The sequence below is a fragment of the Hyphomonas sp. genome, assembly GCF_041398465.1.
GTDB lineage: Bacteria > Pseudomonadota > Alphaproteobacteria > Caulobacterales > Hyphomonadaceae > Hyphomonas.
On record NZ_JAWKUS010000006.1, the window covers coordinates 15815 to 41528 of the forward strand.

A 25714-nucleotide genomic window follows, 5' to 3' on the forward strand; every position below is an offset into this window, starting at 1 on the left:
GCGGCGACCATGTGACCCTGCCCGTCAATGATGGCGGGAGTCGGGCGATGTACCAGATGTGGAGAGTGGCAACGGCCGCTTCAACCCGGCCCCTGCGCAACAAAATTGTGATTTACCCCGCCCCTGCCTGCAATCAGGGCGATTCAGCCCGCCATGCCTTTGCGGCAGCTTTTTCGGACTTCTGGTTGGCCAGAAAGGCCGACAGGACGCCAAGTTTCTCATCCGGCGCCTCCCCTGCTCCGAGCCGTTTCAGCTGTTCATAATACCAGCCCATGGCGCCAAAACCGTTAAGCGCCTTGACGAGTTTGATCGGCGAATGCGGCCCCAGCAGGCCCGGCCCGATGCGCAGCTTCTTCTCCCACTGGTCGAACGCGTCCTGCGTCCCGTCCAGCAGCCGGGCAGGCGCGGTTGTGTCCACGCAAAGCGGGCGTCCGATGCCGATCAGGTCTGCCTCGCCTGAGGCCAGCGCTTCGTTCATTGCCGTCACTGTCCGGAAGCCTCCGGTCACCATCAGCGGCATCTTCGCCCGGTCCTGCACGGCGCGGGCATATTTCAGGAAATAAGCCTCCCGCGCCTGTGTGGACGCCGAGACCGGCTGATCGAAGACCGGCTCCATCCCTTCCTGGTCCATCATCTTCGGCTGCTCATAATTCCCGCCGGAAATCTCCACGAAATCAACGTCCAGCGTGTCGAGCGTATCGATGACGCCGAGACAGTCCTCGAAACTGAAACCGCCTTTCTGGAAATCGGCCGAGTTCAGTTTCACCGATACGGAGAAGCCCGGCCCGCCGGCGATCTTCGCCTCCTTCACGCAGGCGACCAGCAGTCTTGCCCGGTTTTCAAGCGGCCCGCCCCATTCGTCCTGCCGCTGGTTCGCGAGCGGAGACAGGAACTGGGAGAGCAGATAACCATGGGCAGCATGGACCTGAATGCCATCAAACCCGGTCTGTTTCGCAACCTTCGCCGCCCGGCCGAAGCCTTCGATAACGGCCTGGATATCTTCCGCCGTCATGGCGCGCGGCACACCGAACTGATCACCAGGCAGGCCAAGCGCCACAGGGCTCGGCGCGGCAGGGCGCGGGTTTACCAGTTTCGGCGTCTGGCGCCCGGCATGATTGACCTGCATGACCAGCGCCGCGCCATGGCTTTTCGATGCCTCGGCCCAGCGGGCAAAGCCGTCCAGTTGCTCGTTGGAGATCTTCGGCCCGATGACGACATTGCCGACCTGCTCAAGGTGATCGTGGTCGATCTGGACATTGCCGGTGATGATGCCGCCAAGGCCCCCTTCCGCCCAACGCCTGTAGAGCGTGACATGTGCCTCAGTGACCCGGTTGCGCGAATCAGCCAATCCCTCTGTCATCGCCGCTTTCACAAGACGGTTGGGAAATGTCAGCCCGCTGGCCAAGGTTAATGCAGTGTTAATCGTGGCAGTCATTGATGTTCCCCCAATATCGACACTGACTCGTGACGCCCTTAAGGGAGACCATAAATGGCCGCCGCAAAGCAAGCAAAGCTGTTCGACCAAATGAGCTCCGACACGTCCGGTTACTCCGCAAAGGACATTGAAGTCCTCGAAGGCCTCGAGCCCGTCCGCAAACGCCCCGGCATGTATATCGGCGGCACGGACGAGCGCGCCTATCATCACCTCTTCGCCGAGGTGCTGGACAATGCAATGGACGAAGCCGTTGCCGGTCATGCCAACCGGATCGAGATCGATCTCGACGCCGAAGGCTATCTGACCGTCACCGACAATGGCCGCGGCATCCCGGTCGACCCGCACCCGAAATTCCCCAAGAAATCCGCGCTCGAAGTCATCATGACGACGCTGCACTCGGGCGGGAAGTTCTCGGACAAGGCCTACGCCACCGCCGGCGGCCTCCATGGCGTGGGTATCTCGGTGGTAAACGCGCTGTCAGAGCGGGTGGAAGTCGAGGTCGCCCGCGACAAGCGGCTTTACCGCCAGTGCTTCTCGCGCGGCCTCGTGGAAGGCAAGCTGGAGAAGGTCGGCGCCGCCCCGAACCGCCGCGGCACGTCGGTAAAGTTCAAGCCGGACTTCCAGATCTTCGGCGAGAAGATGCGCTGGCGCCCGGCGCGCCTGTTCCAGATGGCGCGCTCGAAGGCCTATCTCTATCGCGGCGTCGAAGTGCGCTGGAACTGCGACCCGTCCCTGCTGCCGGAAGATTCCAAGATCCCGGCAGAGGCCGTCCTCTCCTATCCGAACGGCCTGGCTGACCAGCTGGCGGAAGTCTTCGGCGGCAAGGCGACGATCACCGAAGCGCCGTTCACCGGCCTTGTGGACATGGGCGAGGAAGGCAAGGTCGAGTGGGCCATCGCGTGGACGCAGGCCGGTTTCGGCGAGAGCGACGGCTTTGCCCGCTCCTATTGTAACACGATCCCGACGCCGGAAGGCGGCACGCACGAGGCGGGCTTCCGCTCGGCCATCACCAAGGGCCTGCGCAATTTCGGCGAGCTGACCGGCAACAAGAAGGCCGGCGACATCACCGCTGACGACATCATGGGTCATTCGGGTCTCTTGCTGTCCGTCTTCATCCGCGGCCCGGAATTTGTTGGCCAGACGAAAGACAAGCTGTCGACCACCGCCGCGTTCCGCCTCGTCGAGAACGCCGTGCGTGACCGGTTCGACCACTGGCTGGCTGGCAGCCCGAAGGAAGCCGACAAGCTGCTGACCTGGGCCGTCGATCGCGCCGACGAGCGCGCGCGCCGCAGAAAGCAGAAAGAAATCAACCGCAAGTCCGCCACCAAGAAGCTGCGCCTGCCGGGCAAGCTGGCGGACTGTTCGGAAAAAGGCCCGGACGACACCGAACTGTTCCTTGTCGAGGGCGACTCGGCCGGCGGCAGCGCCAAGCAGGCGCGCGACCGGAAAACGCAGGCCATCCTGCCACTCCGCGGCAAGATCCTGAACGTCGAGAGCGCCTCGCTCGACAAGATGATGGCCAACCAGGAGATCAACGATCTCGCGCTCGCCCTCGGCACCCAGCTCGGCAAGAAATTCGCCATCGATGATCTGCGATACGAGCGCATCATCATCATGACCGACGCTGACGTGGACGGCGCCCACATCGCGGCGCTGCTGATCACCTTCTTCTATCGCATGACGCCGGGACTCATTGAATCCGGACGACTTTTCCTGGCCATGCCGCCGCTCTACAAGCTCTCCAACAAGGGCACGATCGTCTACGCCATGGACGATGAAGACCGCGCGGCGAAGATGAAAGAGCATTTCAAGCCGAACCAGAAAGTCGACATGACGCGCTTCAAGGGTCTCGGCGAGATGAACCCCAGCCAGCTGAAAGAGACCACGATGAACCCGGCCACCCGCACGCTCGCCCGCGTGACGCTGCCGGATTCCATGGACGAGCTGACAGAAATGAAGCCTGCCGAACTCATCAACACGCTGATGGGCAAGAAGGCGGAACTCCGCTTCCGCTTCATCCAGGAGAACGCGGCCTTTGTTGAGGACCTAGATATCTAGGCCGAACCGGCGCACACTCCCTTCAAAATTAAGGGAGTGAAAACAATGTACTCACAGAAAGACTGGCTGCTCATCTTCGGGGCGGGCGTGTTCCTGCTGGGGCTTATGACGGGCTTTGTCGGGCCGCTCTTGCTCAATCCGCGGATGGGCCTGTCGGCGCATCTGGAGGGCCTGATGAACGGCACGTTCCTGATCGCCATCGGCGCGATCTGGGACCGGGTGCACCTTGGACCGGCCCTCAAGAAGACGGCGTTTGGCCTGTTCCTGTTCGGCACGACCGCCAACTGGGCGACCGTTTTCCTTGGCGCGGCCTGGGGCGCGAGCATGCTGATGCCGATCTCAGGCAACGGCCATACGGGCACGCCGCTTCAGGAAAATATCGTCGCGACGCTGCTGATGGTGCTCTCCATCGCGATGCTGATCGCGACCGCCCTGATGCTCGCCGGCCTCCTCCGCAAACGCGCCTGAATTGTCGGATAAGTGCCCCGCCAGACCATGTAAAACACCGTGTAAAGACCGTGTATGGACCATGTATAGGTGGGCTGGCGGGGCGCCTCACGCCTTCGGCAGCCGCCGCATGTGCACGTCGCGCACGACATGCACCACCGGGCGGATCGCGAAACAGACAGAGCCGACCAGGAACAGCCACGTCCCGGCCGTCTGCGTCGCCTCCCCGAAAAACAGGACCGAGCCGATAATGAACAGGATCGCCGCCAGCGCATCGACACAGTCATAGACCGTCCCATAGGCGACATAGACCTCCCTGTGCCGCGGCGTCGTAAAACGCATTCCTTCGGTCATGATGGCGTCTCCCGTGTTTGCGGTGAGGTCTCTGGGTGCCGGTTTCAGGCTGGGCCGTAAACCGGCGGGCCGGCGATCAAAGGCCGGCCGCACAGGACGATATCGGTTAAAATGCGACGTCTATTTTTGGCTCGGGATCGTGGGCTTTTTTTCTAGACACCACCTTTGCAGCAGCTAGACTGCTATCGAGAATTGAAATGAGGGGGATTCAGAATGTCACGTCGCTGGTTTGCAATTGCATTGTTGGGCTGCGCAGCAGCCTGCTCTTCCGGTTACTCCCAATTTTACACCGATTATTCTCAAGGAGTTGATTATATCGCTCCGCCGACACATGAGCCGGAGATTGTAAATGTGCCAGGGTCACCGCAAGAGGTCATTTATGCGATGTTCACCAACGGCTACCAATTGATCGGTGAATCATCTTTCAATGGCCCATCAGAAGATACTTCTGGAGCAATAGCTCAAGCCAAAAAGGTAGGCGCTGAATACATCGTTCTGAATTCGGAATATACTAACACTGTTTCTGGCAGCATTCCGATGACGACATCGAAAACCATAACTTCAAACACCAGCGGAACCGCAACTGCTTACGGTACCGGGGGAATGGCAACAGGGTACTACAACGGCACGACAACTACGACCGTTCCGACGACCACCTACATCCCTTATTCAACTCGTCGATACGATCAAAACGCTTTATTCTTTGCACCGATGATCGAACCATGTCTTGGAATATACCCAGAAGAACTTAATGATAGAGAAAAATCAGGTCTCGGCACGAACAAAGGCTTTAGAGTTGCCGCTGTTCGAAAGGGAAGCCCCGCGTACAATGCCGACATTCTTCCTAATGACTATATTTTAACAGTAAACGGAATACCAGTGACAGATGCCAAACCACCATCTGCTTCAGAATATGCAGAATTCGGAATCGTCCGCAGAGTCGGTGATAGTGCAGAAAAAATTTCCATCGCGCTCACAACCGGAAATGGGTGTCGTAACTAAGGGGCATTGAAAGCAAATTCCGCGAAAGGTCTCGCAGGCAATCCCCCTCTTCAGCACCGCTGACTTCTCGAACTATTTTTTACCTTCCGCTATGTCTCTCCCTTCAAGTTGAAGTGAATTCGATCCACCACACCGATTGCTAATCCCCCCGCAGCGGCCTAAATGCTCCTCATGAGCAAAAATCTGAAAATCCTGGTCGCGCAGCTCAATCCTGTGGTGGGGGACATCAAGGGGAACCTTGAGCTGGCGCGCGGGGCGTATGCCGAGGCGAAGGACAAGGGCGCTGACCTGCTTGTCCTCTCCGAACTGTTCATCCTTGGCTATCCGGCCGAGGATCTGGTGCTGAAACCGGCCGCCGTGGAAGACTCCATGAAGGCGGTGCAGGACCTCGCCGCGGAGACCGCCAGCGGCCCGGCCGTGATCATCGGCAGCCCCTGGATGGACGGGAAGAAGCGGCACAATTCCGCCGTGCTGCTGAAAGATGGCGCGGTGGCCGGGCGCTATGACAAGCGCGAGCTGCCGAACTATGGCGTGTTCGACGAGAAGCGCATCTTCGATGCCGGCGATGGCCCCCTGCCCGTGTTCGAGCTGAACGGCATTCCGTGCGGCATCGCGATCTGTGAGGACATCTGGTATCCGCGCGTGCCCTCTGCGCTGGCCGAGGCGGGCGCCGAAATGCTGATCGTGCCGAATGGCAGCCCCTGGCGCCGCACCGTGCAGGTGGAGCGGCACACGAGCTTCTCCGCCTGGACGAAGACGGGCGTGCCCTACCTGTTCGTGAACCAGGTGGGCGGGCAGGACGAACTGGTCTTCGACGGGTCGAGCTATGCCGTCGATTTCGACGGGACGGAGCACCAGCTGCTCGGCGATTTCGTCACCGGCACGGCGCTGGTCACCTATGATGGCGAGACGCACCAGTTTGCGAGCGAGAGCCAGGTGGAGCTGACCAGCGGCTGGGAGGCCGAATACCGCGCGGCGGTGATGGCGCTGGGTGATTACGTCAACAAGAACCGTTTTCCCGGCGTCGTGCTGGGCATGAGCGGCGGCATCGATAGCGCGCTGACGGCGGCGATTGCCGTGGATGCGCTGGGCGCCGACCGCGTGTGGTGTGTGATGCTGCCGTCGAAATATACGTCCTCTGACAGTCTGGAGGACGCGAAGCTCTGTGCCGAGGCGCTGGGCGCGCGCTATGACACGATCAATATCCGCCCCGGCGTGAACGCGCTGGACGAGATGCTGAACGAAGCCTTTGCGGACACGCAGCCCGACACGACGGAAGAGAACATCCAGTCCCGCCTGCGCGCGGTGACGCTGATGGCGCTGTCGAACAAGTTCGGGCACATGGTGGTGACCACGGGCAACAAGTCTGAGATGGCTGTCGGCTATGCCACGCTCTATGGCGACATGTGCGGCGGCTATAATGCGCTGAAGGACTTCTGGAAGACTGAAGTGTTCGAGCTGGCCCGCTGGCGCAACATGGCCGTGCCGAAGGGCGCGCTGGGCCCCGGCGGAGAAGTGATCCCGATGCGGATCATTACGAAGCCGCCGAGCGCGGAGCTGCGCGAGGACCAGAAAGACGAGGACTCCCTGCCCCCTTATGACGTGCTGGACGACATCCTGCGCGGCCTGGTGGAGGGCGAGGAGGACGTGGAAGACATCATCGCCCGCGGGCATGACCCGGCCGTGGTGAAGCGGATCGAGCATTTGCTCTATATTGCTGAATACAAGCGCCGCCAGGCCCCGCCGGGCGTGAAGATCGGCGGCAAGAATTTCGGCCGCGACCGGCGCTATCCGATCACGAACCGCTTCCGGGATGCGTAGGCCTCAGGAGGCGAGCCGGCGCTCCATGGACGGGTCCCAGACAACGGTCATGTTGCGGCCCCGCTCCTTGGCGGCATAGGTCGCCTGGTCTGCCCGTTCGATACAGTCGGCCAGGGTGGCATCCGGATCGAGCAGTGTCATCCCGAACGAGGACGTGATCGAGAATGGCGGGAAACCATCCACTTCGATCGTCTTTTCAGCCAGCTCGGACCGTATCCGCTCGACGAGGTTGAAGGCCGTGTTGATATCCGTATGCGGCACGCACAGCAGGAACTCCTCGCCACCATAGCGGAACAGGCGGTCAAACGGACGCGTATGCCGCATGACGTGGTGCGCAAACTCCGCCAGCGCCCGGTCTCCGACCAGGTGGCCATACTTGTCATTGACCAGCTTGAACCGGTCGATATCCATCATGACGATCACACAGCTTTCCAGCTTGCGCCGCACAAGCTCGTGCTGCTCGCGCAGCTTGGTCAGCATGCCCACCCGGCTGCTGGCGCCGGTGAGTGCGTCGACATTGTAGATCTCGTCTTCAAGCTCGCGTTTCAGCGTCTCGATCAGAAGGCGCATTTCCTTCAGATCGCTGTTGAACCTCTCATAGTCTGCCATCGGAATGGTCTGATGCGACTGCAACAGGTTCAGCAGGTGCGCTGCTGTCTCGTGCATGCTCTGATGGGCTTTTTCCAGCTCCAGGAAATTCGGGTTGCTCTGAACCACCTTCGTGCCGGGATTGTAGTACCATTGGCCAAAGCGGCAATTGCGGTGCGCGTCCGCTTCCAGATCGCGCGCGTCCGGCTGGAGATCACAGATCAGCGTCGTATTCAGCGCGTCCGTCCAATGGACATGGTTGAACAACGCCTGCTCAAGCACGGAAATCGCATTCCGGATATCGCCGGGGGACACCCGCGCAAAATCGTCTGTGTCGGAATTCTGGTTCGTCTCGGCCATGACTGTCTTCCCGTGCTCCAGCATTGGGTCAGGAAAGATTTCTACCGGAATATGGTCAGAAAACGGTCTCGGATTTCCTTTGAATTTTACCGTTCCGGTCAAGCGGACATAAATTGCTCCGTCCAGGCATGGCCGTCCGGATCAATGCGAGCTGCCTTTCACGCCTACTCGTCCGGGCCTTCGTCGAAAGGCGCGTTCTGGAAGGCTTCCAGTTCGAGGCCTTCGGCGCGGACCCTGTCGACCTCGTCCGGATAGATGTCGGAGGCTTCGCCGAAGCCGACGATGGGCGATGGCACGATCTCGTCATGCGCAATGGCATCGTCATAAAGCACCCAGGCGCGCGTGCCGCCAATGCAGGCGACCTCGACCCACTGGTCTTCCCGGAGGCTCATGCCGGACATGCTGGAGATGTCGCGCAACTCCGCTTCATTGATCGTGTATTCCTGCCCGTTCACGCCGAAAATCGCGAAGCCTTCGCCGAGATAGCGCAGATAGGACAACACGTCGCCCGCCTTCAGGTTCAGCACCTGCATGCCTTCATCGCCCGGCGTTTCGATATTGGCATCGACCAGCATGGTCACCGGCTCGATCTTCGAGGCGACGATGAACTCCAAGCTGTCGCGCTCGACCCGTTCGCGGTTCCAGATCTGGTAATTAGCGTATTGCGGCAGGGTACAGGCGACATTTGCGGGCGCATCCGGGTTCGGCCGGGCGCGGGCGTTCAAGGTGACGCCCTGCTCAAGCACCACAAAACCGGCGGGATATTCCCCCGGCCAGCCATAAGAGACGTACCAGGTGTCCGGATACCCTGCGAGCGCGGCGTAGTCTTTGTCGTCCGGGGCGGATTCGGCCACTTCGTAGGGCGAAGCAATCGGTTCGGACTCCGGCACCTGGGCCTCGAGGACTTCGTGTTCCACCGCAGCAGGGGCCGAGCCCCCGCCGCCAGCGGGTGTGTCCGCCGGCTGTCCGCAGGCCGCGAGGCTTCCTGCCAGAGCAAGAATCCAGGCTTTTTTCATGACCCCCTCCTCGGGTTTCGACTCACCAGCCGGTGACACACTAGCATACAGATTAGCAAGAAACTGGCATGGGTCGCTTGGCTTTTTCTGCAATTTGGTGTCGAAAGCGGCACACATTTCCCTGATCCACGGCCATATCACGTCCATGACTTCCCCTATCGTCCGCTTCGCCCCTTCGCCAACCGGTCGCCTGCATGTCGGCAATGTGCGCACCGCGCTCATCAACTGGCTGTTCGCGCACAATCAGGGCGGCAAGTTCATCCTGCGCATCGACGATACCGACGTGGAACGCTCCACGAAGGAGAACGAGGACGCGCTGAAAGTGGACCTCGAATGGCTGGGCCTCGTCTGGGCCGACACGTTCAACCAGTGCGCCCGGTTTGACCAGTATGACGCCGCCGCCGGCAAGCTGCGCGAATTGGGCCTGCTTTATCCCTGCTACGAGACGGCCGACGAGCTGGACCGCAAGCGCAAGATCGCCCTCTCCCGCGGCCGCCCGCCGGTCTATGACCGGGCCGCACTGAGCCTGACCGACGAGGACAAGGCGAAACTGGAAGCCGAAGGCCGCCAGCCGCACTGGCGCTTCAAGCTCTCCGGCGAGCGCGTCGAGTGGAACGACCTCGTGCGCGGCCCGCAGAGCATCGACACGTCCAGTCTCTCCGACCCGATCCTCATCCGCGAGGACGGCTCCTATCTCTACACCCTCCCCTCGGTCGTCGACGATATCGAGGCCGGCATCACCCATGTCGTGCGGGGCGAGGACCATGTGACCAATTCCGGCGCGCAGATCGAGATCTTCCATGCCCTCGGCGGCACCGCGCCGGACATGGCCCACACGCCGCTGCTGATCGGCGCGGACGGGCAAGGCCTGTCGAAGCGGCTCGGTTCGCTCTCCATGGGCGAGCTGCGCGCGCAGGGCTATGAGCCCATGTCGATCTGCTCGCTATTGGCGAAGATCGGCACGTCCGAAAATGTCGAGGCGCGCGAGAGCCTTGAGCAGCTGGCTGCCGAGTTCGACTTCGGCAAGATCGGCCGCTCCCCGGCCCGCTTCGACGAGGCGGAGCTGAAAGGCCTGAACGCCTCCATCCTGCATGCCCTGCCCTTCGACGCGGTGAAAGACCGCCTCGCCGCGGTGGACCCGCGCGCGGCGGATGAGGCCTTCTGGACCGTAGTGCGCGAGAACTGCTCGCTGCTGCCGGAAGTCGCCGCATGGGTCGACACCGTGTTCGGCGACATCACCCCGCTGGTGGACGATGAAGACAAGGAATTTGTCGCCACCGCCGCGGCGCTTCTGCCGGACGGCGAGCTGACGGGCGAGACCTGGAGCCAGTGGACGAATGCCGTGAAGGCAGAGACGGGCCGCAAAGGCCGCGGCCTGTTCATGACGCTCCGCAAGGCCCTCACCGGCCAGGAACACGGCCCCGACATGGGCGCCATCCTGCCCCTGATCGGACGCGAGCGGGCGCTGAAGCGGCTGACTGGCTGATACCGGGACAGCCAAGTTCCTGATTTTGTTCCGTTTTGGTTCGACGTGAACAAAAATGGAACTTTTTCCTTTCCAAAACGTGAATATTCTGCTTATGTTCTCATATCGCGGGGCCGACGGAACGCACCCGCAAATTGGGTTCAAAACATAGGCTGGGAGTTGCGTGATGGTACGTCTGGTGATCAAGGGATGTGAGTTCGATCCGGCGCAGGTGAAGGATGTCGTCTATGGCGACAGCTTCCGCATGGAGCTCGACAAGGCGATGGAACTGGCCAGCGCAGGCGTCGAATTCTGGGCCGCCGGTCCGGACGGTGCGATGGCGCGCGTCATCCTCAGCGAGAATGAATATGGCGAGCGCATCCTGAAGACCGAAGCGATTGCGTTTGCCGCCAACCACCTTGGCGAAATCGTTGCCCCGCCGGTCGTGCGCCGTCCTTACCGCGCCGAGACACATATCCCTGCACGGATGGAATTCGCTGTCGCAGCCTGATCTGCTGCGCCCCTGATTACGCAGCGGCCCTCACCTCTCGCCCGCGCCAGAACGGTGCAGCCACCTCCCCCGGAAGCGGGAGGTGGGGGCTTTGAGGGATCAGAAATCGCACTGCGATTTCCCCGAGAAGGCCCAAGCGCAAGCGCAGGGCATCGAAGAATGACTGGCGCGCACAGAGGTTTCCGCCGATGCCCGCGAAAGCATTGGCTCCTGCACCCCTACTCCGCCACCAACTGGACGAGGATGTCGCCCTCGGAAACCTGGTCGCCGACGTTTCCGGTGACGGCTTCCACCACACCGTCGCGCGGCGCGGCAAGGGCGTGTTCCATCTTCATGGCTTCCATGACGGCGACCGTATCGCCGCGCTTCACTTCCACGCCGGCCTTCACCGAAATCGACAGCACCTTGCCCGGCATCGGCGCGCTGACGCTGTCACCGCCCAGCACGGCTTCGACGTCGGCATCGAATTCCGGCACTTCCACCAGCACCGTGTCGCCACCCGTCGTCACCGCATAGCGGCGGGGGGAAATATCCGTCACCAGCGGCAGGGGCGTTTCCGGATCGACCGGATAGTCTTCCGGATCGATCCAGTCGGCATCGGCGCCGACGGCCACCATGGATTTGTGCACCGGGGCGGAATTCATGCGCCAGCCATCCTGCAAGCCCCACGGCGTTGCGCCGCCTGCCTCATTGAGGCGCACATCGCAGACTGCCATGACGGAGGCATGCTGGTGCTCCGCAGGCGGAATTGTGAGGGCCTCGCCCGCTTCCGCGATCCAGTTCACATGATGGGAATGGTTGAGGAAGGCATCCGAGGAGGCGCAGCGGCTGAGGAAGCCCGCATTTGACGGCACGCCCGCCAGCTGCAGGTGCGACAAGGTATCGATCAGCCGCTCGCAGGCCGCGCGGCGATTGCCTTCATGCACGATCAGCTTGGCGATCATGGAGTCATAATTCGACGGCACGCGGTCGCCCGTCTCGAACCCGGCATCCCAGCGGACTGTCTCGCCATCGGCAGGTTCCATCATGCCGAATTCGAGGATCAGGCCCGCACCCGGGCGGAAGCCTTCAGCCGGGTCTTCGGCGCAGATCCGCGCCTCGATCGCGTGTCCATGCAGCGGAATGTCCTGCTGGTGCAGCGGCAGCAGTTCCCCGGAGGCAACCCGCAGCTGCCATTCGACCAGGTCCTGCCCCGTGATCATCTCCGTGACGGGATGCTCCACCTGAAGGCGGGTGTTCATTTCAAGGAACCAGAACGTGTCGAGCGCCAGCGGCCTTGATCCGTCCACGATGAATTCCACCGTGCCAGCGCCCTCGTATTTCACGGCTTTTGCCAGCGCCACGGCGGCATCGGTCATCGCCTTTCGTACGTCTTCCGGCATGCCGGGCGCGGGCGCTTCTTCGATCACTTTCTGGCGGCGTCGCTGCAGCGAACAGTCACGCTCATAAAGGTGCACGGCATTGCCATGGGCGTCGCCGAAGACCTGCACCTCGATGTGTCGGGGTTGTTCGACCAGTTTCTCCAGCATCACGCGGCCATCGCCAAAGCTGCTCTCAGCCTCGCGCACGGCGCTTTCGAGTTCCGCTTTCAGTTCGGACGCCTTGGAGACGAGGCGGATGCCCCTGCCCCCGCCGCCGGCCACGGCCTTGATCAGCAGCGGGAAGCCGATCTCCTTCGCCGCTTCGGTCAGCGTTTTTGCGTCCTGCGCCTCGCCGCGATAACCGGGCAGCACGGGCACGCCCGCCTCCTCGGCGATACGCTTAGCTTCATCCTTCGGCCCCATGGAGCGGATAGCAGCCGCCGGCGGGCCGACCCAGATCAGCCCGGCCTTCACCACGGCTTCGGCAAAGTCGGCATTCTCCGACAGGAAGCCATAGCCGGGATGGATCGCGTCGGCGCCGGTCTCTTTTGCGGCGGCGATGATCGCGTCCATCTTCAGATAGCTCTCCGCAGCAGGTGCCGGGCCGATATGCACGGCCTCGTCCGCCTCGCGCACATGTTTGGCGCGCGCGTCGGCGTCGGAATAGACGGCGACGGTGGCGATGCCGAGGTCCCGGCAGGTGGCAAAGATGCGGCAGGCGATCTCGCCCCTATTTGCGACGAGAAGCTTCTCGATTTTCATGTCCGGGCCCTCCGGTGTCCCGGTGCCCGCTGCGATGAACGGCGGCGACCAGGACGAAACTGATGATCATCAGCAGATACCACGATCCGAGTTTGGATAAAGAGACCGGGTGCCAGCCATCCTCCTGCCCCGGATAGGCCCAGGCCCGGGCAAAGGTGCCGATATTCTCCGCAAACCAGATGAACAGCGCGACCAGAAGGAAGCCGATCACCAACGGCATCGGCCTGTGGAAACGGTCCGGCCGGAACCAGACGAGGCAGCGGCCGTAAACCATCACCGTACCCGCAAACAGGGCGATCCGGACATCCGGCAGCCAGTGATGGGCGAAGAAATTCACATAGATCGCCGCCGCCAGCAGCCCCTGGATCCACAGCGGCGGGAACCGGTCGAACCGGAACTCGAAGATCCGCCACACCCGTGCCAGATAGGAGCCGACGGCGGCATACATGAAGCCCGAAAACAGCGGCACTGCGCCGATGCGGAGATAGCTGTCTTCCGGATAGATCCAGCTGCCATGGGCCGTCTTGAACAGTTCCATGACCGTGCCGGTGATGTGGAAGACGAGGATGACCTTCGCCTCCTCCAGCGTCTCCAGCCCCGTCCACAGCATCAGGATCTGGATAAGCACTGCGCCGATGACCAGAAAATCGTAGCGCGAAAGCGGCGCGCCATCCGGGTACCAGAGGAAGGTGACCAGCAGGAGGCCCAGCATCGCCCCGCCAAACAGGCAGGCCCAGCCCTGTTTGATGCCGAAACTGACGAATTCGAAGGCGGTGAGGCTGAACGGCCCTTTCACCCAGCGCGCCCTGAGGGCTTCGCGGCCCTCATGCAGGCGGCGCTGGACAGAGTTGGGCGGTTTCGGAGCGAGGGATGGCGGCGCGGTCATGTCCCTGGCTTTGCACGGCTTCAAGGCGGGTTTCGGGCCGGTTCAAGGCCGTTCGTGCGTCCTGCCTCGCCCCTCGGGGGCTCTATCCTGCCCTTGCGCGAAGGCGAACCGCTTGTAAGGGTTAACCATCTGAATCGGAGGGAATTCATATGGCCTATGCATCTGGCGTCCGGGTAAGCAGCCTCGCCGGCCTCGTGGGGGCCGCTGTTGGCGGGTATATCGGCTATACGCAGGCCGCAAATGTCAGCGAATTGACGCCCATTGCCGGCGCGCTGATCCTCGGCGGCGTCGGTCTGGTTGCAGGCAGCGCGGGCGCTTTCCTGCTGAAATCACTGATGCAGTTCCTGATCTACCTGATCATGTTTGGCGTGCTGATCTATGTCTTCCAGGGGCCGATCGAGCAATTGACCGGGATCAATCCGGTGAATGCCACAGTCAGTCTGATGGAAGACATCGGCCTGCCCGTGAAGAGCATCCGCAAGGCGATTGAATAGGCCCTAGCGGACCCAGTGCGGGCGCCGCTTTTCCAGGAAAGCGGCGATGCCTTCTTTGCCCTCGTCAGAGACGCGCCGCGCGGCGATGCGCTTGGCCGTCTCATGGCCGAGGTCGCGGTCGATGATCTGGCCGGTCACATCCGCCACCAGTTTCTTCGCATCGGCCACTGCGCCTGGCGCCGCGGAGAAGACGAGATTGGCGAGATGCTCTTCCATCTTGGTCATCTCTTCCAGCGTTTCGACGACATACTGGACGAGGCCGATCTTCTCGGCGAAGGCGGCATCGAAGCTTTCAGCCGTCGTGAACAGCGCACGCGTCCAGCGCGGGCCGATGGCGTCGATCACATAAGGGCTGATCGTCGCCGGCGTCAGGCCGAGGCGGACTTCGGAGAAGCGGAACTTGGTGTTCGACATGGCAACGGCCACGTCACAGGCTGCGACCAGTCCTGCCCCGCCGCCCATGGCCGCGCCCTGCACCATGGCCAGCGTCATCTGCGGCATCTCGTAGAGCGACTGCAGCATTTCGGCGAGGTTCACGGCGTCGCGGACATTGTCTTCCTTCGTGTGCGTGGCGGCGCGCTTCATCCAGTTGAGGTCTGCGCCCGCGCTGAAGGTGTGGCCATTGCCGCGCAGGATCATCATCCGGATCGTGGGCTGGTCGGCGATCGTCTTGAACGCGTCGGTCAGCTCCGCGATCAGCTCCATGTTGAAGGCATTGTGCACGTCGGGCCGGTTGATGGTGACGACGGCGAGGCCCTCTTCGGTGGCTTCGAGTTTGATGAGATCGTAGTCGGAATCGCGCATGGGGCCCTCGCGTTGAATTTCTGGGCGTTGAATTTCTGGGAGTCTTTTGGACCGCCCGCGCGCCGACGGCAACCGGCCTTCCGCCGCAGGTCTATTGTCCGGCGGCCACCTGCCGGTAGTGGCTGGACGGCCGGAGGGCCGGCTTTTCCACGAAATGCCAAAGCAGGTAGCTGGCGGCAAAAACGAGCACGCCCGCCGCGGTGAAGCCTGCAACGGCCCCGGCCTGTACAAACACGCCTGCCATGACCAGGGCCTGCAGGATCGGGAAATGGGTGATGTAGACACCATAGCTGACATCCCCGAAACGGGCGGCGTTCAGGGGCGGCCCCGGCAGGAAAGCGATCGCCGCGATCAGGCCGGCCAGGCCCACGGCGCGGACGGGCATCAGCGCCGGGTGCGCGAAGCTCGCCGCGAGCAAAGCCAGCCCGGCCAAACCAAACAGCCAGGGCGCAGACCGGGCCCTGTCCCACACCGCATGCAATGCAATACCACTGGCGAAGAAGGCCATCTGGCCGGGCAGCTGGCGCGAGATTTCCGGCGCGAGCGGATGGTCGAACAGTGAAGGCAAGAGAAGCCGCCAGGCCTCTCCGCCCGCATACAGCAACAGGAGCAGAGCCCAGCGTGCCGGGCCCATCCGGCGCATGAGCACCGCGATCAGCGGCAGGGCGATGTAGAACATCACTTCCACCTTCAATGTCCACAGCGCCCCGTTTACCGCGGTGAACCTGTTTCCGGCGAAAAGTCCCGGCAGGTCTGGCGACAGGAAATTCAGGAAGACGAGGTTGGCCCCGATATACCGGGCGACCCCGGCCAGATTACCGGTCAGCGCCAGGCTGACCGCGGCGGGAACGAGGATGACGATGGCGTAGGCCGGGTAGAGACGCCGTATCCGCTTGCCGGCATAATCCGCGAGGGTCTCAGACCGCGCAAAAGACCCGGCCACGAGCGCCCCGGACACGATGAAAAAGCCCTGGATCGCAAGCTCGGCCCCCACGGCGAACTGCGCTTCCAGCGTGCCGGAAGGAACCAGCGCCGTGAGCGCCACGCCGTGATAGGCAAAGACGGTCGTCGCGAGGACGAGCCGGATCAGGTCGAATCGATTGCCGGACATATCCCCGCCTTTCCGCTGGCGGTTTAGCCGGTTTCGGTCACACCCGGAAGGGATGGCACGGGCGGTCGCTATGGGCCTTTCCGGCACAGGTATTCGCAGGCCCAAAAGCCCCCGACAGGCCCGCCAGTCGGGTGAGTGTCGTGTCGATTACGGGTTCGTGACGTGTTAATCCGGTCGTCGATCCGCGATGCAGACCGGGTCAGCGGACAGGAGGAATGCTCATGGGTATCCAGGAACGGCGCCTTGAACACGGATGGTCACAGGAGGACCTGGCCCTTCATACAGGCCTGAGTGTGCGTACCATCCAGCGTATCGAAACCGGAAAACGCGCCAGCCTGGAATCCCTGAAATCCCTCGCCGCTGTCTTCGAAACAAGTGTTAGCGAACTCGTCGAGGACCAAACCATGACCCCCGAAAACAAAACCGGAGACTACTTCAATGAATTGGCGGAGAAAGAAGCCATCGAGCATGTGAAAAACGTGAAAGCGTTTCACATGAACTGGACCAGCTTCCTCGTGATCCTGCCCCTTCTCTACATCCTGAACATACAGCTCAGCCCGGAATTCATGTGGGTGTGGCTGGTCGCCCTGTGCTGGGGTGCCGCGATTGGTCTGCACGCACTGGTGATCTTCGGCATGTTCAGCCTGTTCGGCGCTGAATGGGAACAGCGAGAATTCAGGAAGCGCATGAACCGGCACAACCGATAAACCAGACCAAGAACAAGCCGACGGCCCCCCGCCGCGCGCGGGAGGCCGTCTTCGGACAGTGCTCAAGCTCAGCTCGTTTTACCGTCCGGGATCTGTTCGCCGTCGATTTCATTTTCGGGGATCAACAGTTTGGGCCCGGCGCGCCAGGCGTCGATCGTGGCGTTGTACTCCGCCTCCAGGACATAGCCGTCAGCGTCGGCGTCGAATTTTGAAAACTTCGCGACAGCCTCGGATTCGGTGGCGCCGCCGCGGGAGGTCTTCCAGGAAACGAATTCCGCTTCGCTGAGGCGGCCATCGGCGTCGGTATCGAGGCCGGAAAAGTCCGGCATCTCCCCGGCATGCCCCATAAGGGCTGTGGCAAAGGCGGCGACCACAAGGAATGGGGTGCGTTGCATGACGTCTCTCCTTTGTGCTGCGCCGCCTCATCACCTGCGACACGAGGAGCCTACGTCAGGGAGCCGTTTATGTTGCGTGAAAACGGGTTCACGACACGATTTTAATGATCGGCTTTACGACAGGATTTTAATCTTGGCGTGCCGCATACGGATCAGACGCCTTCGGCGCCGATCTTGCGGCAGAAGGTTTCCCAAGACCGGAAGCCCTCCTCGCCGAGTTCCCCTGCCCCGCCGATGATCGTGTGGTGAAGCGGGTGGAAGCCCGAAAGGCCGAGCAGGCCACGCTCCAGCGCCTTCAACGCCCCGGCATCCATTCCGAACCTGTAGACGAGGCCGGGCATCCCCATGGAGACCAGCACGCGGGCAGACTTGCCCTTCATCATCTGGGCAGGCCAACCACTATCGCTCTGCCCAAGGAAGAATTCGCCGCGCGCGGCCTGTTCGAAGAAAGCCTTCAGCATGGCGGGCATGCTGCCCATCCAGAGCGGGAACGCGATCACCAGATGCTCGGCCGCGGCAATCTTTTCCCGTTCTGTCAGGATCGGCTCGGGGGGCGGGGTCTCGAATTCTTCCGCGGATCGCAGCAGCGGGATGTCGAGTGCGGCGACATCGATCCGGGTGACCGTATGGCCTGCACTCTCCGCGCCGTCGGCATAAGCGTCACACAGCTCATGGACCAGACGTTTCGGGTCGGCATCCGGATGGCCGTTGATGATACAGATCGACTTGCTCATGGGTTGGTCCCTCTTCCTGCCGGATCATACGACAGGAAGATGCCAGACCTGCAAGGCCGCGCAATCCGCAAACGTCCCTAATTCGGGGCTTACATCCTGAAGACGCCGAAGCCGCGATCGGGGAACGGCGCGTTGAGGCTGGCCGAGAGGGCAAGGCCCAGCACGCGGCGCGTGTCTGCCGGGTCGATGATGCCATCGTCCCAGAGGCGCGCGGTGGAGTAGTAGGGCGAGCCTTCAGCCTCGTAGAGATCGCGGATCGGCTGCTTGAAGCTCTCTTCCTCGTCCGCACTCCATTCCCCGCCCTTGCGCTCGATGCCGTCGCGCTTGACCGTGGCCAGCACGGAAGCGGCCTGCTCCCCGCCCATGACGGAGATGCGGGCATTCGGCCACATGAACAGGAAGCGCGGGGAATAGGCCCGGCCGCACATGCCGTAATTGCCTGCCCCAAAGCTGCCACCGGTGACGACCGTGAATTTCGGTACCGACGCCGTGGCGACGGCGGTCACCATCTTGGCGCCGTCCTTGGCGATGCCGCCGGCCTCGTATTTCGAGCCGACCATGAAGCCGGTGATGTTCTGCAGGAAGACAAGCGGAATCCGGCGCTGGTCCGCCAGTTCGATGAAGTGGGCGGCCTTCTGGGCACTCTCGGAGAAGAGAATGCCGTTATTGGCAAGGATCGCGACCGGCATGCCGTAGAGCCGGGCGAAGCCGCAGACGAGCGTTTCGCCATAAAGCTTCTTGAACTCATGGAATTCCGACCCGTCGACCAGGCGCGCAATGACTTCGCGGGCATCATAGGGCTCGCGCACATCCTGCGGGACGAGGCCGTGCAGCTCTGCCGGATCGTAGAGCGGTTCGGCCGGTTCGGTCAGGTCGAAGGGCTGGGGTTTCGGCTTTGCCAGTGTGCGGACGATGGAGCGTACGATGGCCAGCGCATGGGAGTCGTGCGCGGCGTAGTGGTCTGCCACGCCTGAGCGGCGGGCGTGAACATCCGCGCCGCCGAGGTCTTCGGCCGAGATCACCTCCCCCGTCGCAGCTTTCACCAGCGGCGGGCCGCCGAGGAAGATTGTACCCTGTTTGCGAACGATGACCGTCTCGTCCGACATGGCCGGCACATAGGCGCCGCCTGCTGTACAGCTGCCCATGACGGAGGCGATCTGGGGGATGCCCTTCGCGCTCATCTGGGCCTGGTTGTAGAAGATGCGGCCGAAATGCTCCCGGTCCGGAAAGACTTCAGACTGGTGGGGCAGGTTTGCTCCGCCGCTGTCGACAAGGTAGATGCAGGGCAAATGGTTTTCGAGCGCGATTTCCTGGGCCCGCAAATGCTTCTTCACCGTGACGGGGAAGTAGGCGCCGCCCTTCACGGTCGGATCATTGCAGACGATCAGGCATTCGCGGCCTTCGACCCGGCCGACACCGGTAATGATGCCGGCAGCGGGCGCCTCGTCTCCATACATGCCATGTGCGGCCAGCGCGCCGACCTCAAGGAAGGCGCTGCCCGGATCCAGAAGGCGCTCCACCCGTTCGCGCGGAAGCAGCTTGCCGCGGTCGACATGACGCTGGCGGGAGGCCTCGGGACCGCCCAGCGCGGCTTTGGATGTATGTTCACGCAGCTCTTCAAGCAGGCGTTCCATGGCGGCCTTGTTTGCGGCAAAGCGCGGGCCTGCCACGTCGAGACTGGATTTCAGAACGGGCATTCAGCCTCCCTTCAGAAGTTTTTGGCAGGCTTAGCTGCCTCTGGGTCAGGTGTCACGCGTGTGTCACCGGTTTTTACCAGACTGGCGAAAATGCCCCCTAGGAAAGGCCGCAGGCGATGCGCATGTTCAGAACCATGAAGCTGGATATTACGGCATCCCTGAAGGCGATTGCCTTCCTGAAGGATGTGCCTGCCAAGGCGATGAAAGCGGCCGGGCGCGAAGCGTCCTGGTTCTGCGTGCCGGCCGGCGGGACGCTGTTCCTGCGCAACGAACCGGCCGACATGATCTATTTCGTCCTGTCAGGCGCGCTCGGCGCTTTTCGCGTAAACCCGAACGGTCAGTCCGAATTTGTTGGCCATATCCGCCCGGGAGAGCCGGTGGGCGAGATGGCGCTGTTCCTCGGCGGGATCGACCTCGATGGCGACGGCGCGCCGGACAATGCCCCGCACACAAGCTCGGTCTATGCCCTGCGCGATTCCGAAGTGGTCGGCTTCTCCCGTGAAGGGTGGCGCCAGCTGGTCAAGTCGGAGCCAGAACTGCTGGAGCACATGATCCGCATCATCCTGCGCAGGGTCGGCCGGGAGGGGCAGCGCAATGTAAGCGCCGCGCCGAAAGTGTTCACGCTGGTGGCGACCTCCCCGACCATCGACCTCGAACTACGCGCTAAAGCGTTGAAGGCGAGCGTCGAAGCCCTCGGCAAGAAGGCCATCGTCGTCGGCGAGCGCATGGGAGCGGACAAGACCGCCGCCTTCTTCGACGATCTGGAACAGCGCCACGATGTGGTGATCCTGATTTCGACCATCGGCGACACGCGCTGGTATCGCCTGTCAGTCCGCCAGGCGGACCGGATCTGGGTGGTCGGCCGGGCCGATGCAAAACCCTCCAATCCACTCATGCCGGACGACGACTCCCCTGCCCGCGAGCTAAAGCTCGTCGACGTGCTGTTGCTGCATCCCGGCGACAATCGCCGCGCCTGCAAGCCGGTCGAATGGCTGGAAGCGGCCGGCGCAAGCCGCCTGTTCCACTGGCAAGGCATGGAAGGCGCGAATTGTGACCGGCTGGCCCGCGTGATGGCCGGTGTCTCGGTCGGACTGATCCTGTCCGGCGGCGGCGCGCGCGCCTATTCCCATATCGGAGTCGTGCGGGCGATGCGCGACCGGGGCATCCCGATCGACTTTGTCGGCGGCGCCTCCATGGGCGCGGTCATCGCTGCCTGCGTTGCCATGGGCTGGGACGATGCCGAGATCGACATGCGAATCCGCAAGGCCTTCGTGGAGACCAATCCGCTGGGGGATTATACGCTGCCCGTCGTCGGCATGGTGAAAGGCCTGCGCGTGAATGCCCGCCTGAAGGAACATTTCGGAGAAGCGGAAATCGGCGATCTGGACCTGCCTTTCTTCGCCACCTCGACAAACCTGATGACGGGAACGCAGCGGATTCACCGGACCGGCCTCCTGCGCGATGCGCTGCGCGCCACGATCTCGCTGCCAGGCATCCTGCCGCCGGTGGTGGACGGCAACGACCTGCTGGTCGATGGCGCCGTGCTGAACAATTTCCCGGTTGATGTGATGCGCGACATGCATCGCGGTTTCGTCATCGGATCTGATGTCACGCGCCAGCCTGAAGGCCTGAAAATCGATGAATTCCAGAAGCCTGCGGGCTTCTTCCGCTGGGTCGCGCGGCATGGTTTCTCCAACCCGCCGCCCATCGCCGGCGTGCTGATGCGATCCGCAACGATCCGGGCGGATACCCAGTTCGGACGGGACATGGCGGACGTGCTGATCCTGCCGGAACTGGCCGAAACAGAGCTGCGCGACTGGGAAAATTACGAGGTCACTGTCGAGTCCGGTTATCAGGCCACCCTGCTGGCGCTGGACGACACAGGTCTCGCATCATCTATCCGGCCGGATACGGCACTTCTGACAAACGTGTAATTTTCAATACAGTATTAAGCATATTCAGGCAGCTTCCCCTACGGCTGACGGGGGAGGATGGGAGATGCTGCGCATGGATATGGCGCTTTGGGACATGCTGCCGGTGGTCATTTGCGAGACCGCCGCAGTACGCAATGAATCTGGTGAGCTGATTGACCTTCAATGGACGGTGTCGAACCGTCTGATGAACGAATCGATCCGGACCGACGGCGAAAGCATCGTCGGCATGCGCATCTTCGAATTCGACCCTTCCTACAAAGACACCGAAATGGTCCGCGCCGTCACCGACGTCATCGAGACCGGTGAATCGCGCACCTTCACGACTGGTCAGGGCCGGGCCGCGAAGATGCTCGGCAAAATCATGAAGACGACCATAATTCCGGTCGAGCGTGACGGCGAACGCCGCGCACTGTCTGTCTCTCACGAAATCACCGATATCGCAGAAGAGCGCGACGAGGCGCTCAGGCTCTACGATCTGGCAAAAACAGCCTGTGATCATGCCCTTCACGGAATCATCCTGAACGATTCCGCCGGCCGGATCACTTATGTGAACCGGGCACTCTGCGAGATGTCGGAGTACACCGAAGAGGAGCTCCTCGGCCGGGATGTCGGCATCCTGACAGGGGTGGAGACCTATGAGCCGGATGCCGAACTGGCGATGAAACTCGCCAGCGGCGAAGTGCTGCGCCATGTGACCCAGGCCGAAACGCCGACCAAGTCGGGCGGTACCAACCAGGTGGAATTGTCGCTGACCAGCGCCCGCTGGGGCAAAAAAGGCGAACGGGTTTTCATCACCTATGTGCGCGACATCCGGGAGGAGCGCCGCCAAGCCCACGAGCTGCGCGATGCCCTCAACCGCGCAGAACAGGGCACGCGCCTGAAGTCCGAGTTCCTGGCCAATATGAGCCATGAGATCCGTACACCGCTGAATGGCGTTCTCGGCATGACGCAGGTGCTGGCGCACACAAGCCTGACCCCTGACCAGCGCGAACAGGTCGCGACGATCCTCGATTCCGGCAAGACGTTGATGTCGATCCTGAATGACATTCTGGACCTTTCCAAGATCGAAGCCGGCAAGCTGGAAGTCACACCCGTTTCCGGAGACCTCCGCCACAAACTCAGCCGCATGATCAAGCTGCACGCCGCCACAGCTGAAGACAAAGGCATCAAGCTGCAGCTGTTCATTGATCCGAGCGTTCCGTCCCGGATGAAATTTGATCCCGTACGCGTGCGCCAATGCGTCGGGAACCTCGTTTCCAATGCCATCAAGTTCACCGAGAAAGGTGAAGTGATGGTCGTCGTGACCTGCGAACCCACCGAAACCGGGCTGACGCGGGTGATCGTCCACGTGTCCGATTCCGGCTGCGGTATTCCTGCCGAGAAGATGGATCGCGTGTTCGAGAGCTTCTCCCAGGCCGACGGATCCACGACCCGTCGCTTTGGCGGCACCGGTCTCGGCCTGCCGATCACACGGAAACTGGCCCAGATGATGGGCGGCGACGTGACTGTTGTCAGCGAGCCGGGCCGCGGGTCCGTCTTTACCCTGAAATTCGAGGCGGAAACCAGCGACGTGATCCACCTCCACGAAGCCGTCCTGCCCAAACCTGCTGCACCGAGGGCCAAGCAGGAGGGCCTGGGCGGCCGCCGCGCACTGGTGGTGGATGACAATGGCATCAACCGCCGTGTCGCCCGCACATTCCTTGAGCATTACGGCCTCGTCGTGTCCGAAGCCGGGGACGGCAATGAAGCGCTCGAGGCGCTGGACCACGAGCCGTTCGACATCGTGCTGATGGATATCCACATGCCCGGCCTCGACGGCGCGGAAGCCTTCAAGCGCCTGCGCAATTCGGCGAGCCTCAATCGCGTCGTGCCGGTGATCGCCCTCACCGCAGACTCCATGCGCGGCGACCGGGAGAAATATCTCGCCAAGGGGTTTGACGGCTATGTCGCCAAGCCGATCGACGAGCGGTCCCTCGTGACCGTCATCGGACAGGTCCTCAGCGTTCCAACGGAATTTGAGGAGCGCCGCGCACGGGCCTGATGCGCTAGCGGTTCAGGAATTCGGGCAGCGGAACGGGATCTCCCGGCATGCCGGGTGCGTCCGTCAGGATCTTTTGCCACCAGCCGACATCGTGCCAGGCGCCAAGCTTGTAGCCGACGTCCTTGTATGTGCCGAGATGCGTAAAGCCGAGGCGCTCATGCAACCCGATGCTGGCCGCGTTCGGCAGGGCAATCCCGGCAAAGGCATTGCGGAAGCCCTGCCCTTCCAGAAGGTCCAGCAGGCGGACATAGAGTTGCATTCCAATCCCCATGCGCTGGGTATTCGGTGCCACATAGACGCTGACATCGCACGACCAGCGATAGGCCGCCCGCGTTCTATGCTGGGAGGCATAGGCGTATCCGAGTGGCGCACCAGATTTCTCGGCCACCAGCCAGGGATACGTCTGTAAAGTCGTTTTGATACGCCGGGCCATTTCCTCAGCCGAGGGCGGTTCCATTTCGAACGAGACAACCGTGTCGCGTACGTACGGCGCGTAGATGTCGGCAATCCACCCTGCATCGTCAGACGTCGCCAGGCGGATGCCCAAACTCATGCCGTTTCGCCGAAGAGTTCCCGGCCGATCAGCCAGCGGCGGATCTCGGACGTCCCGGCCCCGATCTCGTAGAGCTTCGCGTCGCGAAGGAGACGCCCGGTCGGGTATTCGTTGATGTAGCCGTTGCCACCGAGAATCTGGATAGCATCGAGAGCGAGCTTCGTCGCCGTTTCGGCTGCGTAGAGGATTGCGCCGGCGGCATCCTTGCGGGTGGTCTCGCCTCGGTCGCAGGATTTCGCGACGGCATAGACATAGGCCTTGGCCGCATTCATCTGGACATACATGTCCGCGACCTTGCCCTGGATCAGCTGGAACTCGCCAATCGACTGGCCAAACTGCTTGCGGTCGTGGATGTAGGGGATCACCACATCCATGCAGGCCTGCATGATGCCGGTCGGGCCGGCCGACAGAACGGCGCGCTCATAGTCCAAACCGCTCATCAGCACACGGACGCCGCCATTCAGCGGCCCCATGATGTTCTCTTCCGGTACTTCGCAGTCTTCAAAGACCAGTTCGCCGGTCTCCGATCCGCGCATGCCAAGTTTGTCCAGCTTCTGCGCAACGGAGAAGCCTTTCATGCCCCGCTCGATCAGAAAGGCGGTGATGCCTTTCGAACCCGCCTCAGGCTCTGTCTTGGCGTAGACGACGAGAACGTCTGCATCCGGCGCATTGGTGATCCACATTTTCGTGCCGTTCAGCACGTAGCGATCCCCCTTCTTGTCGGCGCGCAGCTTCATGGAGACGACGTCGGAACCCGCTCCGCTCTCGCTCATGGCGAGGGAGCCGAGGTGTTCCCCGCTCATCAGCTTCGGCAGGTAGCGCGCCTTCTGGGCGTCAGATGCCCAACGGCGGATCTGGTTCACGCAAAGGTTCGAATGGGCACCATAGGAGAGACCGACTGAGGCAGACGCGCGGGAGATTTCCTCCATCGCCACGACGTGCTCGAGATAGCCAAGGCCTGTTCCGCCCCATTCCTCCTCGACCGTGATGCCCAGGAGGCCAAGCTCGCCCATCTTGGGCAGGAGATCACGCGGAAACGTGTCCGTCCGGTCGATCTCGGCCGCGCGGGGGGCGATCTCGTTCTGGGCAAAACTTGCCACAGTTTCGCGGATCATGTCGGCGGTTTCGCCGAGGTCGAAGTTCAGAGTGGGATATGTGTTCGCAATCATGGCGACTGA

General features: G+C 62.2%; 23 protein-coding genes. 10 read left to right on the forward strand and 13 right to left on the reverse strand.

What is annotated here, in order from left to right:
• Nucleotides 1-133: 133 nt before the first annotated feature.
• Nucleotides 134-1435, reverse strand: a complete 1302-nt coding sequence (locus R3C98_RS16680) for an NADH:flavin oxidoreductase/NADH oxidase family protein (RefSeq protein ID WP_371315205.1) — start codon at nucleotides 1433-1435, stop codon at nucleotides 134-136.
• Nucleotides 1436-1489: 54 nt separating this feature from the next.
• Between R3C98_RS16680 and parE the strand changes: the two genes are divergently transcribed.
• Both parE and R3C98_RS16690 read left to right on the forward strand, forming a co-directional pair.
• Entirely contained in the window at nucleotides 1490-3493 is a 2004-nt protein-coding gene (gene parE, locus R3C98_RS16685; RefSeq protein ID WP_371315206.1) for a DNA topoisomerase IV subunit B, read from the forward strand.
• A 45-nt stretch (nucleotides 3494-3538) separates the two neighbouring features.
• Nucleotides 3539-3961 (forward strand): hydrogenase, encoded by a 423-nt coding sequence (locus tag R3C98_RS16690; RefSeq protein ID WP_371315207.1) that lies wholly within the window; start codon nucleotides 3539-3541, stop codon nucleotides 3959-3961.
• An 87-nt stretch (nucleotides 3962-4048) separates the two neighbouring features.
• Here R3C98_RS16690 and R3C98_RS16695 read toward each other — a convergent pair whose 3' ends face one another.
• On the reverse strand, nucleotides 4049-4294 hold the full coding sequence (locus R3C98_RS16695; protein WP_371315208.1) for a YrhK family protein: 246 nt from the start codon (nucleotides 4292-4294) through the stop codon (nucleotides 4049-4051).
• 213 nt (nucleotides 4295-4507) lie between these two features.
• On the opposite strand from R3C98_RS16695, the gene R3C98_RS16700 reads away from it, so the two are divergent.
• Both R3C98_RS16700 and R3C98_RS16705 read left to right on the forward strand, forming a co-directional pair.
• The gene (locus R3C98_RS16700) at nucleotides 4508-5296 is read left to right on the forward strand and encodes a PDZ domain-containing protein (protein WP_371315209.1); all 789 of its coding nucleotides are present in this window, start codon (nucleotides 4508-4510) and stop codon (nucleotides 5294-5296) included.
• Between the two features lie 171 nt (nucleotides 5297-5467).
• The gene (locus tag R3C98_RS16705) at nucleotides 5468-7117 is read left to right on the forward strand and encodes an NAD+ synthase (RefSeq protein ID WP_371315210.1); all 1650 of its coding nucleotides are present in this window, start codon (nucleotides 5468-5470) and stop codon (nucleotides 7115-7117) included.
• 3 nt (nucleotides 7118-7120) lie between these two features.
• Here the strand turns inward: R3C98_RS16705 and R3C98_RS16710 are convergent, their stop codons facing one another.
• Together R3C98_RS16710 and R3C98_RS16715 are read right to left on the reverse strand one after the other, a co-directional pair.
• A complete protein-coding gene (locus tag R3C98_RS16710; protein WP_371315211.1) occupies nucleotides 7121-8065 on the reverse strand; it encodes a diguanylate cyclase in 945 nt (314 codons plus the stop codon).
• 164 nt (nucleotides 8066-8229) lie between these two features.
• Nucleotides 8230-9081 (reverse strand): hypothetical protein, encoded by an 852-nt coding sequence (locus R3C98_RS16715; RefSeq protein WP_371315212.1) that lies wholly within the window; start codon nucleotides 9079-9081, stop codon nucleotides 8230-8232.
• A 145-nt stretch (nucleotides 9082-9226) separates the two neighbouring features.
• Between R3C98_RS16715 and gltX the strand changes: the two genes are divergently transcribed.
• A complete protein-coding gene (gene gltX, locus R3C98_RS16720) occupies nucleotides 9227-10567 on the forward strand; it encodes a glutamate--tRNA ligase (RefSeq protein ID WP_371315213.1) in 1341 nt (446 codons plus the stop codon).
• Between the two features lie 166 nt (nucleotides 10568-10733).
• On the forward strand, nucleotides 10734-11057 hold the full coding sequence (locus R3C98_RS16725) for a hypothetical protein (RefSeq protein WP_371315214.1): 324 nt from the start codon (nucleotides 10734-10736) through the stop codon (nucleotides 11055-11057).
• A 218-nt stretch (nucleotides 11058-11275) separates the two neighbouring features.
• Here R3C98_RS16725 and R3C98_RS16730 read toward each other — a convergent pair whose 3' ends face one another.
• Both R3C98_RS16730 and R3C98_RS16735 read right to left on the reverse strand, forming a co-directional pair.
• Nucleotides 11276-13180 carry a biotin carboxylase N-terminal domain-containing protein gene (locus R3C98_RS16730; RefSeq protein ID WP_371315215.1) on the reverse strand — a complete coding sequence of 635 codons (1905 nt, stop codon included), beginning with the start codon at nucleotides 13178-13180 and terminating at the stop codon, nucleotides 11276-11278.
• On the reverse strand, nucleotides 13149-14066 hold the full coding sequence (locus R3C98_RS16735) for a DUF817 domain-containing protein (protein ID WP_371315216.1): 918 nt from the start codon (nucleotides 14064-14066) through the stop codon (nucleotides 13149-13151). Before R3C98_RS16735 ends, R3C98_RS16730 begins: the two co-directional genes overlap by 32 nt.
• 149 nt (nucleotides 14067-14215) lie before the next feature.
• Between R3C98_RS16735 and R3C98_RS16740 the strand changes: the two genes are divergently transcribed.
• Nucleotides 14216-14560, forward strand: a complete 345-nt coding sequence (locus R3C98_RS16740; RefSeq protein ID WP_371315217.1) for a hypothetical protein — start codon at nucleotides 14216-14218, stop codon at nucleotides 14558-14560.
• A 3-nt stretch (nucleotides 14561-14563) separates the two neighbouring features.
• Here the strand turns inward: R3C98_RS16740 and R3C98_RS16745 are convergent, their stop codons facing one another.
• Together R3C98_RS16745 and R3C98_RS16750 are read right to left on the reverse strand one after the other, a co-directional pair.
• On the reverse strand, nucleotides 14564-15364 hold the full coding sequence (locus tag R3C98_RS16745) for an enoyl-CoA hydratase-related protein (protein WP_371315218.1): 801 nt from the start codon (nucleotides 15362-15364) through the stop codon (nucleotides 14564-14566).
• A 91-nt stretch (nucleotides 15365-15455) separates the two neighbouring features.
• Nucleotides 15456-16475, reverse strand: a complete 1020-nt coding sequence (locus R3C98_RS16750) for an acyltransferase family protein (RefSeq protein WP_371315219.1) — start codon at nucleotides 16473-16475, stop codon at nucleotides 15456-15458.
• Between the two features lie 221 nt (nucleotides 16476-16696).
• On the opposite strand from R3C98_RS16750, the gene R3C98_RS16755 reads away from it, so the two are divergent.
• The gene (locus R3C98_RS16755) at nucleotides 16697-17182 is read left to right on the forward strand and encodes a 2TM domain-containing protein (RefSeq protein ID WP_371315220.1); all 486 of its coding nucleotides are present in this window, start codon (nucleotides 16697-16699) and stop codon (nucleotides 17180-17182) included.
• Nucleotides 17183-17250: 68 nt separating this feature from the next.
• On the opposite strand, the gene R3C98_RS16760 is transcribed toward R3C98_RS16755, so the two are convergent.
• The 3 genes from R3C98_RS16760 to R3C98_RS16770 all read right to left on the reverse strand — a co-directional run bounded on the left by R3C98_RS16760 (nucleotide 17251) and on the right by R3C98_RS16770 (nucleotide 20008).
• The gene (locus R3C98_RS16760; protein WP_371315221.1) at nucleotides 17251-17577 is read right to left on the reverse strand and encodes a hypothetical protein; all 327 of its coding nucleotides are present in this window, start codon (nucleotides 17575-17577) and stop codon (nucleotides 17251-17253) included.
• 152 nt (nucleotides 17578-17729) lie between these two features.
• Nucleotides 17730-18311, reverse strand: coding sequence for an NAD(P)H-dependent oxidoreductase (locus tag R3C98_RS16765; protein ID WP_371315222.1), 582 nt, complete (start codon nucleotides 18309-18311; stop codon nucleotides 17730-17732).
• 89 nt (nucleotides 18312-18400) lie between these two features.
• The gene (locus R3C98_RS16770) at nucleotides 18401-20008 is read right to left on the reverse strand and encodes a carboxyl transferase domain-containing protein (protein ID WP_371315223.1); all 1608 of its coding nucleotides are present in this window, start codon (nucleotides 20006-20008) and stop codon (nucleotides 18401-18403) included.
• A 122-nt stretch (nucleotides 20009-20130) separates the two neighbouring features.
• On the opposite strand from R3C98_RS16770, the gene R3C98_RS16775 reads away from it, so the two are divergent.
• The gene (locus R3C98_RS16775) at nucleotides 20131-21942 is read left to right on the forward strand and encodes a patatin-like phospholipase family protein (RefSeq protein ID WP_371315224.1); all 1812 of its coding nucleotides are present in this window, start codon (nucleotides 20131-20133) and stop codon (nucleotides 21940-21942) included.
• A gap of 64 nt (nucleotides 21943-22006) precedes the next feature.
• Nucleotides 22007-23983, forward strand: coding sequence for an ATP-binding protein (locus R3C98_RS16780; RefSeq protein WP_371315225.1), 1977 nt, complete (start codon nucleotides 22007-22009; stop codon nucleotides 23981-23983).
• A 4-nt stretch (nucleotides 23984-23987) separates the two neighbouring features.
• Here R3C98_RS16780 and R3C98_RS16785 read toward each other — a convergent pair whose 3' ends face one another.
• The gene (locus R3C98_RS16785; RefSeq protein WP_371315226.1) at nucleotides 23988-24536 is read right to left on the reverse strand and encodes an arsinothricin resistance N-acetyltransferase ArsN1 family B; all 549 of its coding nucleotides are present in this window, start codon (nucleotides 24534-24536) and stop codon (nucleotides 23988-23990) included.
• On the reverse strand, nucleotides 24533-25705 hold the full coding sequence (locus R3C98_RS16790) for an isovaleryl-CoA dehydrogenase (protein WP_371315227.1): 1173 nt from the start codon (nucleotides 25703-25705) through the stop codon (nucleotides 24533-24535). Before R3C98_RS16790 ends, R3C98_RS16785 begins: the two co-directional genes overlap by 4 nt.
• Nucleotides 25706-25714: the final 9 nt, after the last annotated feature.

Excerpts from the sequence above, each read along its gene's own strand:
- R3C98_RS16680 (WP_371315205.1), bottom strand. The coding sequence starts at position 1,435 with ATGACTGCCACGATTAACACTGCATTAACCTTGGCCAGCGGGCTGACA.
- parE (WP_371315206.1), top strand. The coding sequence starts at position 1,490 with ATGGCCGCCGCAAAGCAAGCAAAGCTGTTCGACCAAATGAGCTCCGAC.
- R3C98_RS16690 (WP_371315207.1), top strand. The coding sequence starts at position 3,539 with ATGTACTCACAGAAAGACTGGCTGCTCATCTTCGGGGCGGGCGTGTTC.
- R3C98_RS16695 (WP_371315208.1), bottom strand. The coding sequence starts at position 4,294 with ATGACCGAAGGAATGCGTTTTACGACGCCGCGGCACAGGGAGGTCTAT.
- R3C98_RS16700 (WP_371315209.1), top strand. The coding sequence starts at position 4,508 with ATGTCACGTCGCTGGTTTGCAATTGCATTGTTGGGCTGCGCAGCAGCC.
- R3C98_RS16705 (WP_371315210.1), top strand. The coding sequence starts at position 5,468 with ATGAGCAAAAATCTGAAAATCCTGGTCGCGCAGCTCAATCCTGTGGTG.
- R3C98_RS16710 (WP_371315211.1), bottom strand. The coding sequence starts at position 8,065 with ATGGCCGAGACGAACCAGAATTCCGACACAGACGATTTTGCGCGGGTG.
- R3C98_RS16715 (WP_371315212.1), bottom strand. The coding sequence starts at position 9,081 with ATGAAAAAAGCCTGGATTCTTGCTCTGGCAGGAAGCCTCGCGGCCTGC.
- gltX (WP_371315213.1), top strand. The coding sequence starts at position 9,227 with ATGACTTCCCCTATCGTCCGCTTCGCCCCTTCGCCAACCGGTCGCCTG.
- R3C98_RS16725 (WP_371315214.1), top strand. The coding sequence starts at position 10,734 with ATGGTACGTCTGGTGATCAAGGGATGTGAGTTCGATCCGGCGCAGGTG.
- R3C98_RS16730 (WP_371315215.1), bottom strand. The coding sequence starts at position 13,180 with ATGAAAATCGAGAAGCTTCTCGTCGCAAATAGGGGCGAGATCGCCTGC.
- R3C98_RS16735 (WP_371315216.1), bottom strand. The coding sequence starts at position 14,066 with ATGACCGCGCCGCCATCCCTCGCTCCGAAACCGCCCAACTCTGTCCAG.
- R3C98_RS16740 (WP_371315217.1), top strand. The coding sequence starts at position 14,216 with ATGGCCTATGCATCTGGCGTCCGGGTAAGCAGCCTCGCCGGCCTCGTG.
- R3C98_RS16745 (WP_371315218.1), bottom strand. The coding sequence starts at position 15,364 with ATGCGCGATTCCGACTACGATCTCATCAAACTCGAAGCCACCGAAGAG.
- R3C98_RS16750 (WP_371315219.1), bottom strand. The coding sequence starts at position 16,475 with ATGTCCGGCAATCGATTCGACCTGATCCGGCTCGTCCTCGCGACGACC.
- R3C98_RS16755 (WP_371315220.1), top strand. The coding sequence starts at position 16,697 with ATGGGTATCCAGGAACGGCGCCTTGAACACGGATGGTCACAGGAGGAC.
- R3C98_RS16760 (WP_371315221.1), bottom strand. The coding sequence starts at position 17,577 with ATGCAACGCACCCCATTCCTTGTGGTCGCCGCCTTTGCCACAGCCCTT.
- R3C98_RS16765 (WP_371315222.1), bottom strand. The coding sequence starts at position 18,311 with ATGAGCAAGTCGATCTGTATCATCAACGGCCATCCGGATGCCGACCCG.
- R3C98_RS16770 (WP_371315223.1), bottom strand. The coding sequence starts at position 20,008 with ATGCCCGTTCTGAAATCCAGTCTCGACGTGGCAGGCCCGCGCTTTGCC.
- R3C98_RS16775 (WP_371315224.1), top strand. The coding sequence starts at position 20,131 with ATGTTCAGAACCATGAAGCTGGATATTACGGCATCCCTGAAGGCGATT.
- R3C98_RS16780 (WP_371315225.1), top strand. The coding sequence starts at position 22,007 with ATGCTGCGCATGGATATGGCGCTTTGGGACATGCTGCCGGTGGTCATT.
- R3C98_RS16785 (WP_371315226.1), bottom strand. The coding sequence starts at position 24,536 with ATGAGTTTGGGCATCCGCCTGGCGACGTCTGACGATGCAGGGTGGATT.
- R3C98_RS16790 (WP_371315227.1), bottom strand. The coding sequence starts at position 25,705 with ATGATTGCGAACACATATCCCACTCTGAACTTCGACCTCGGCGAAACC.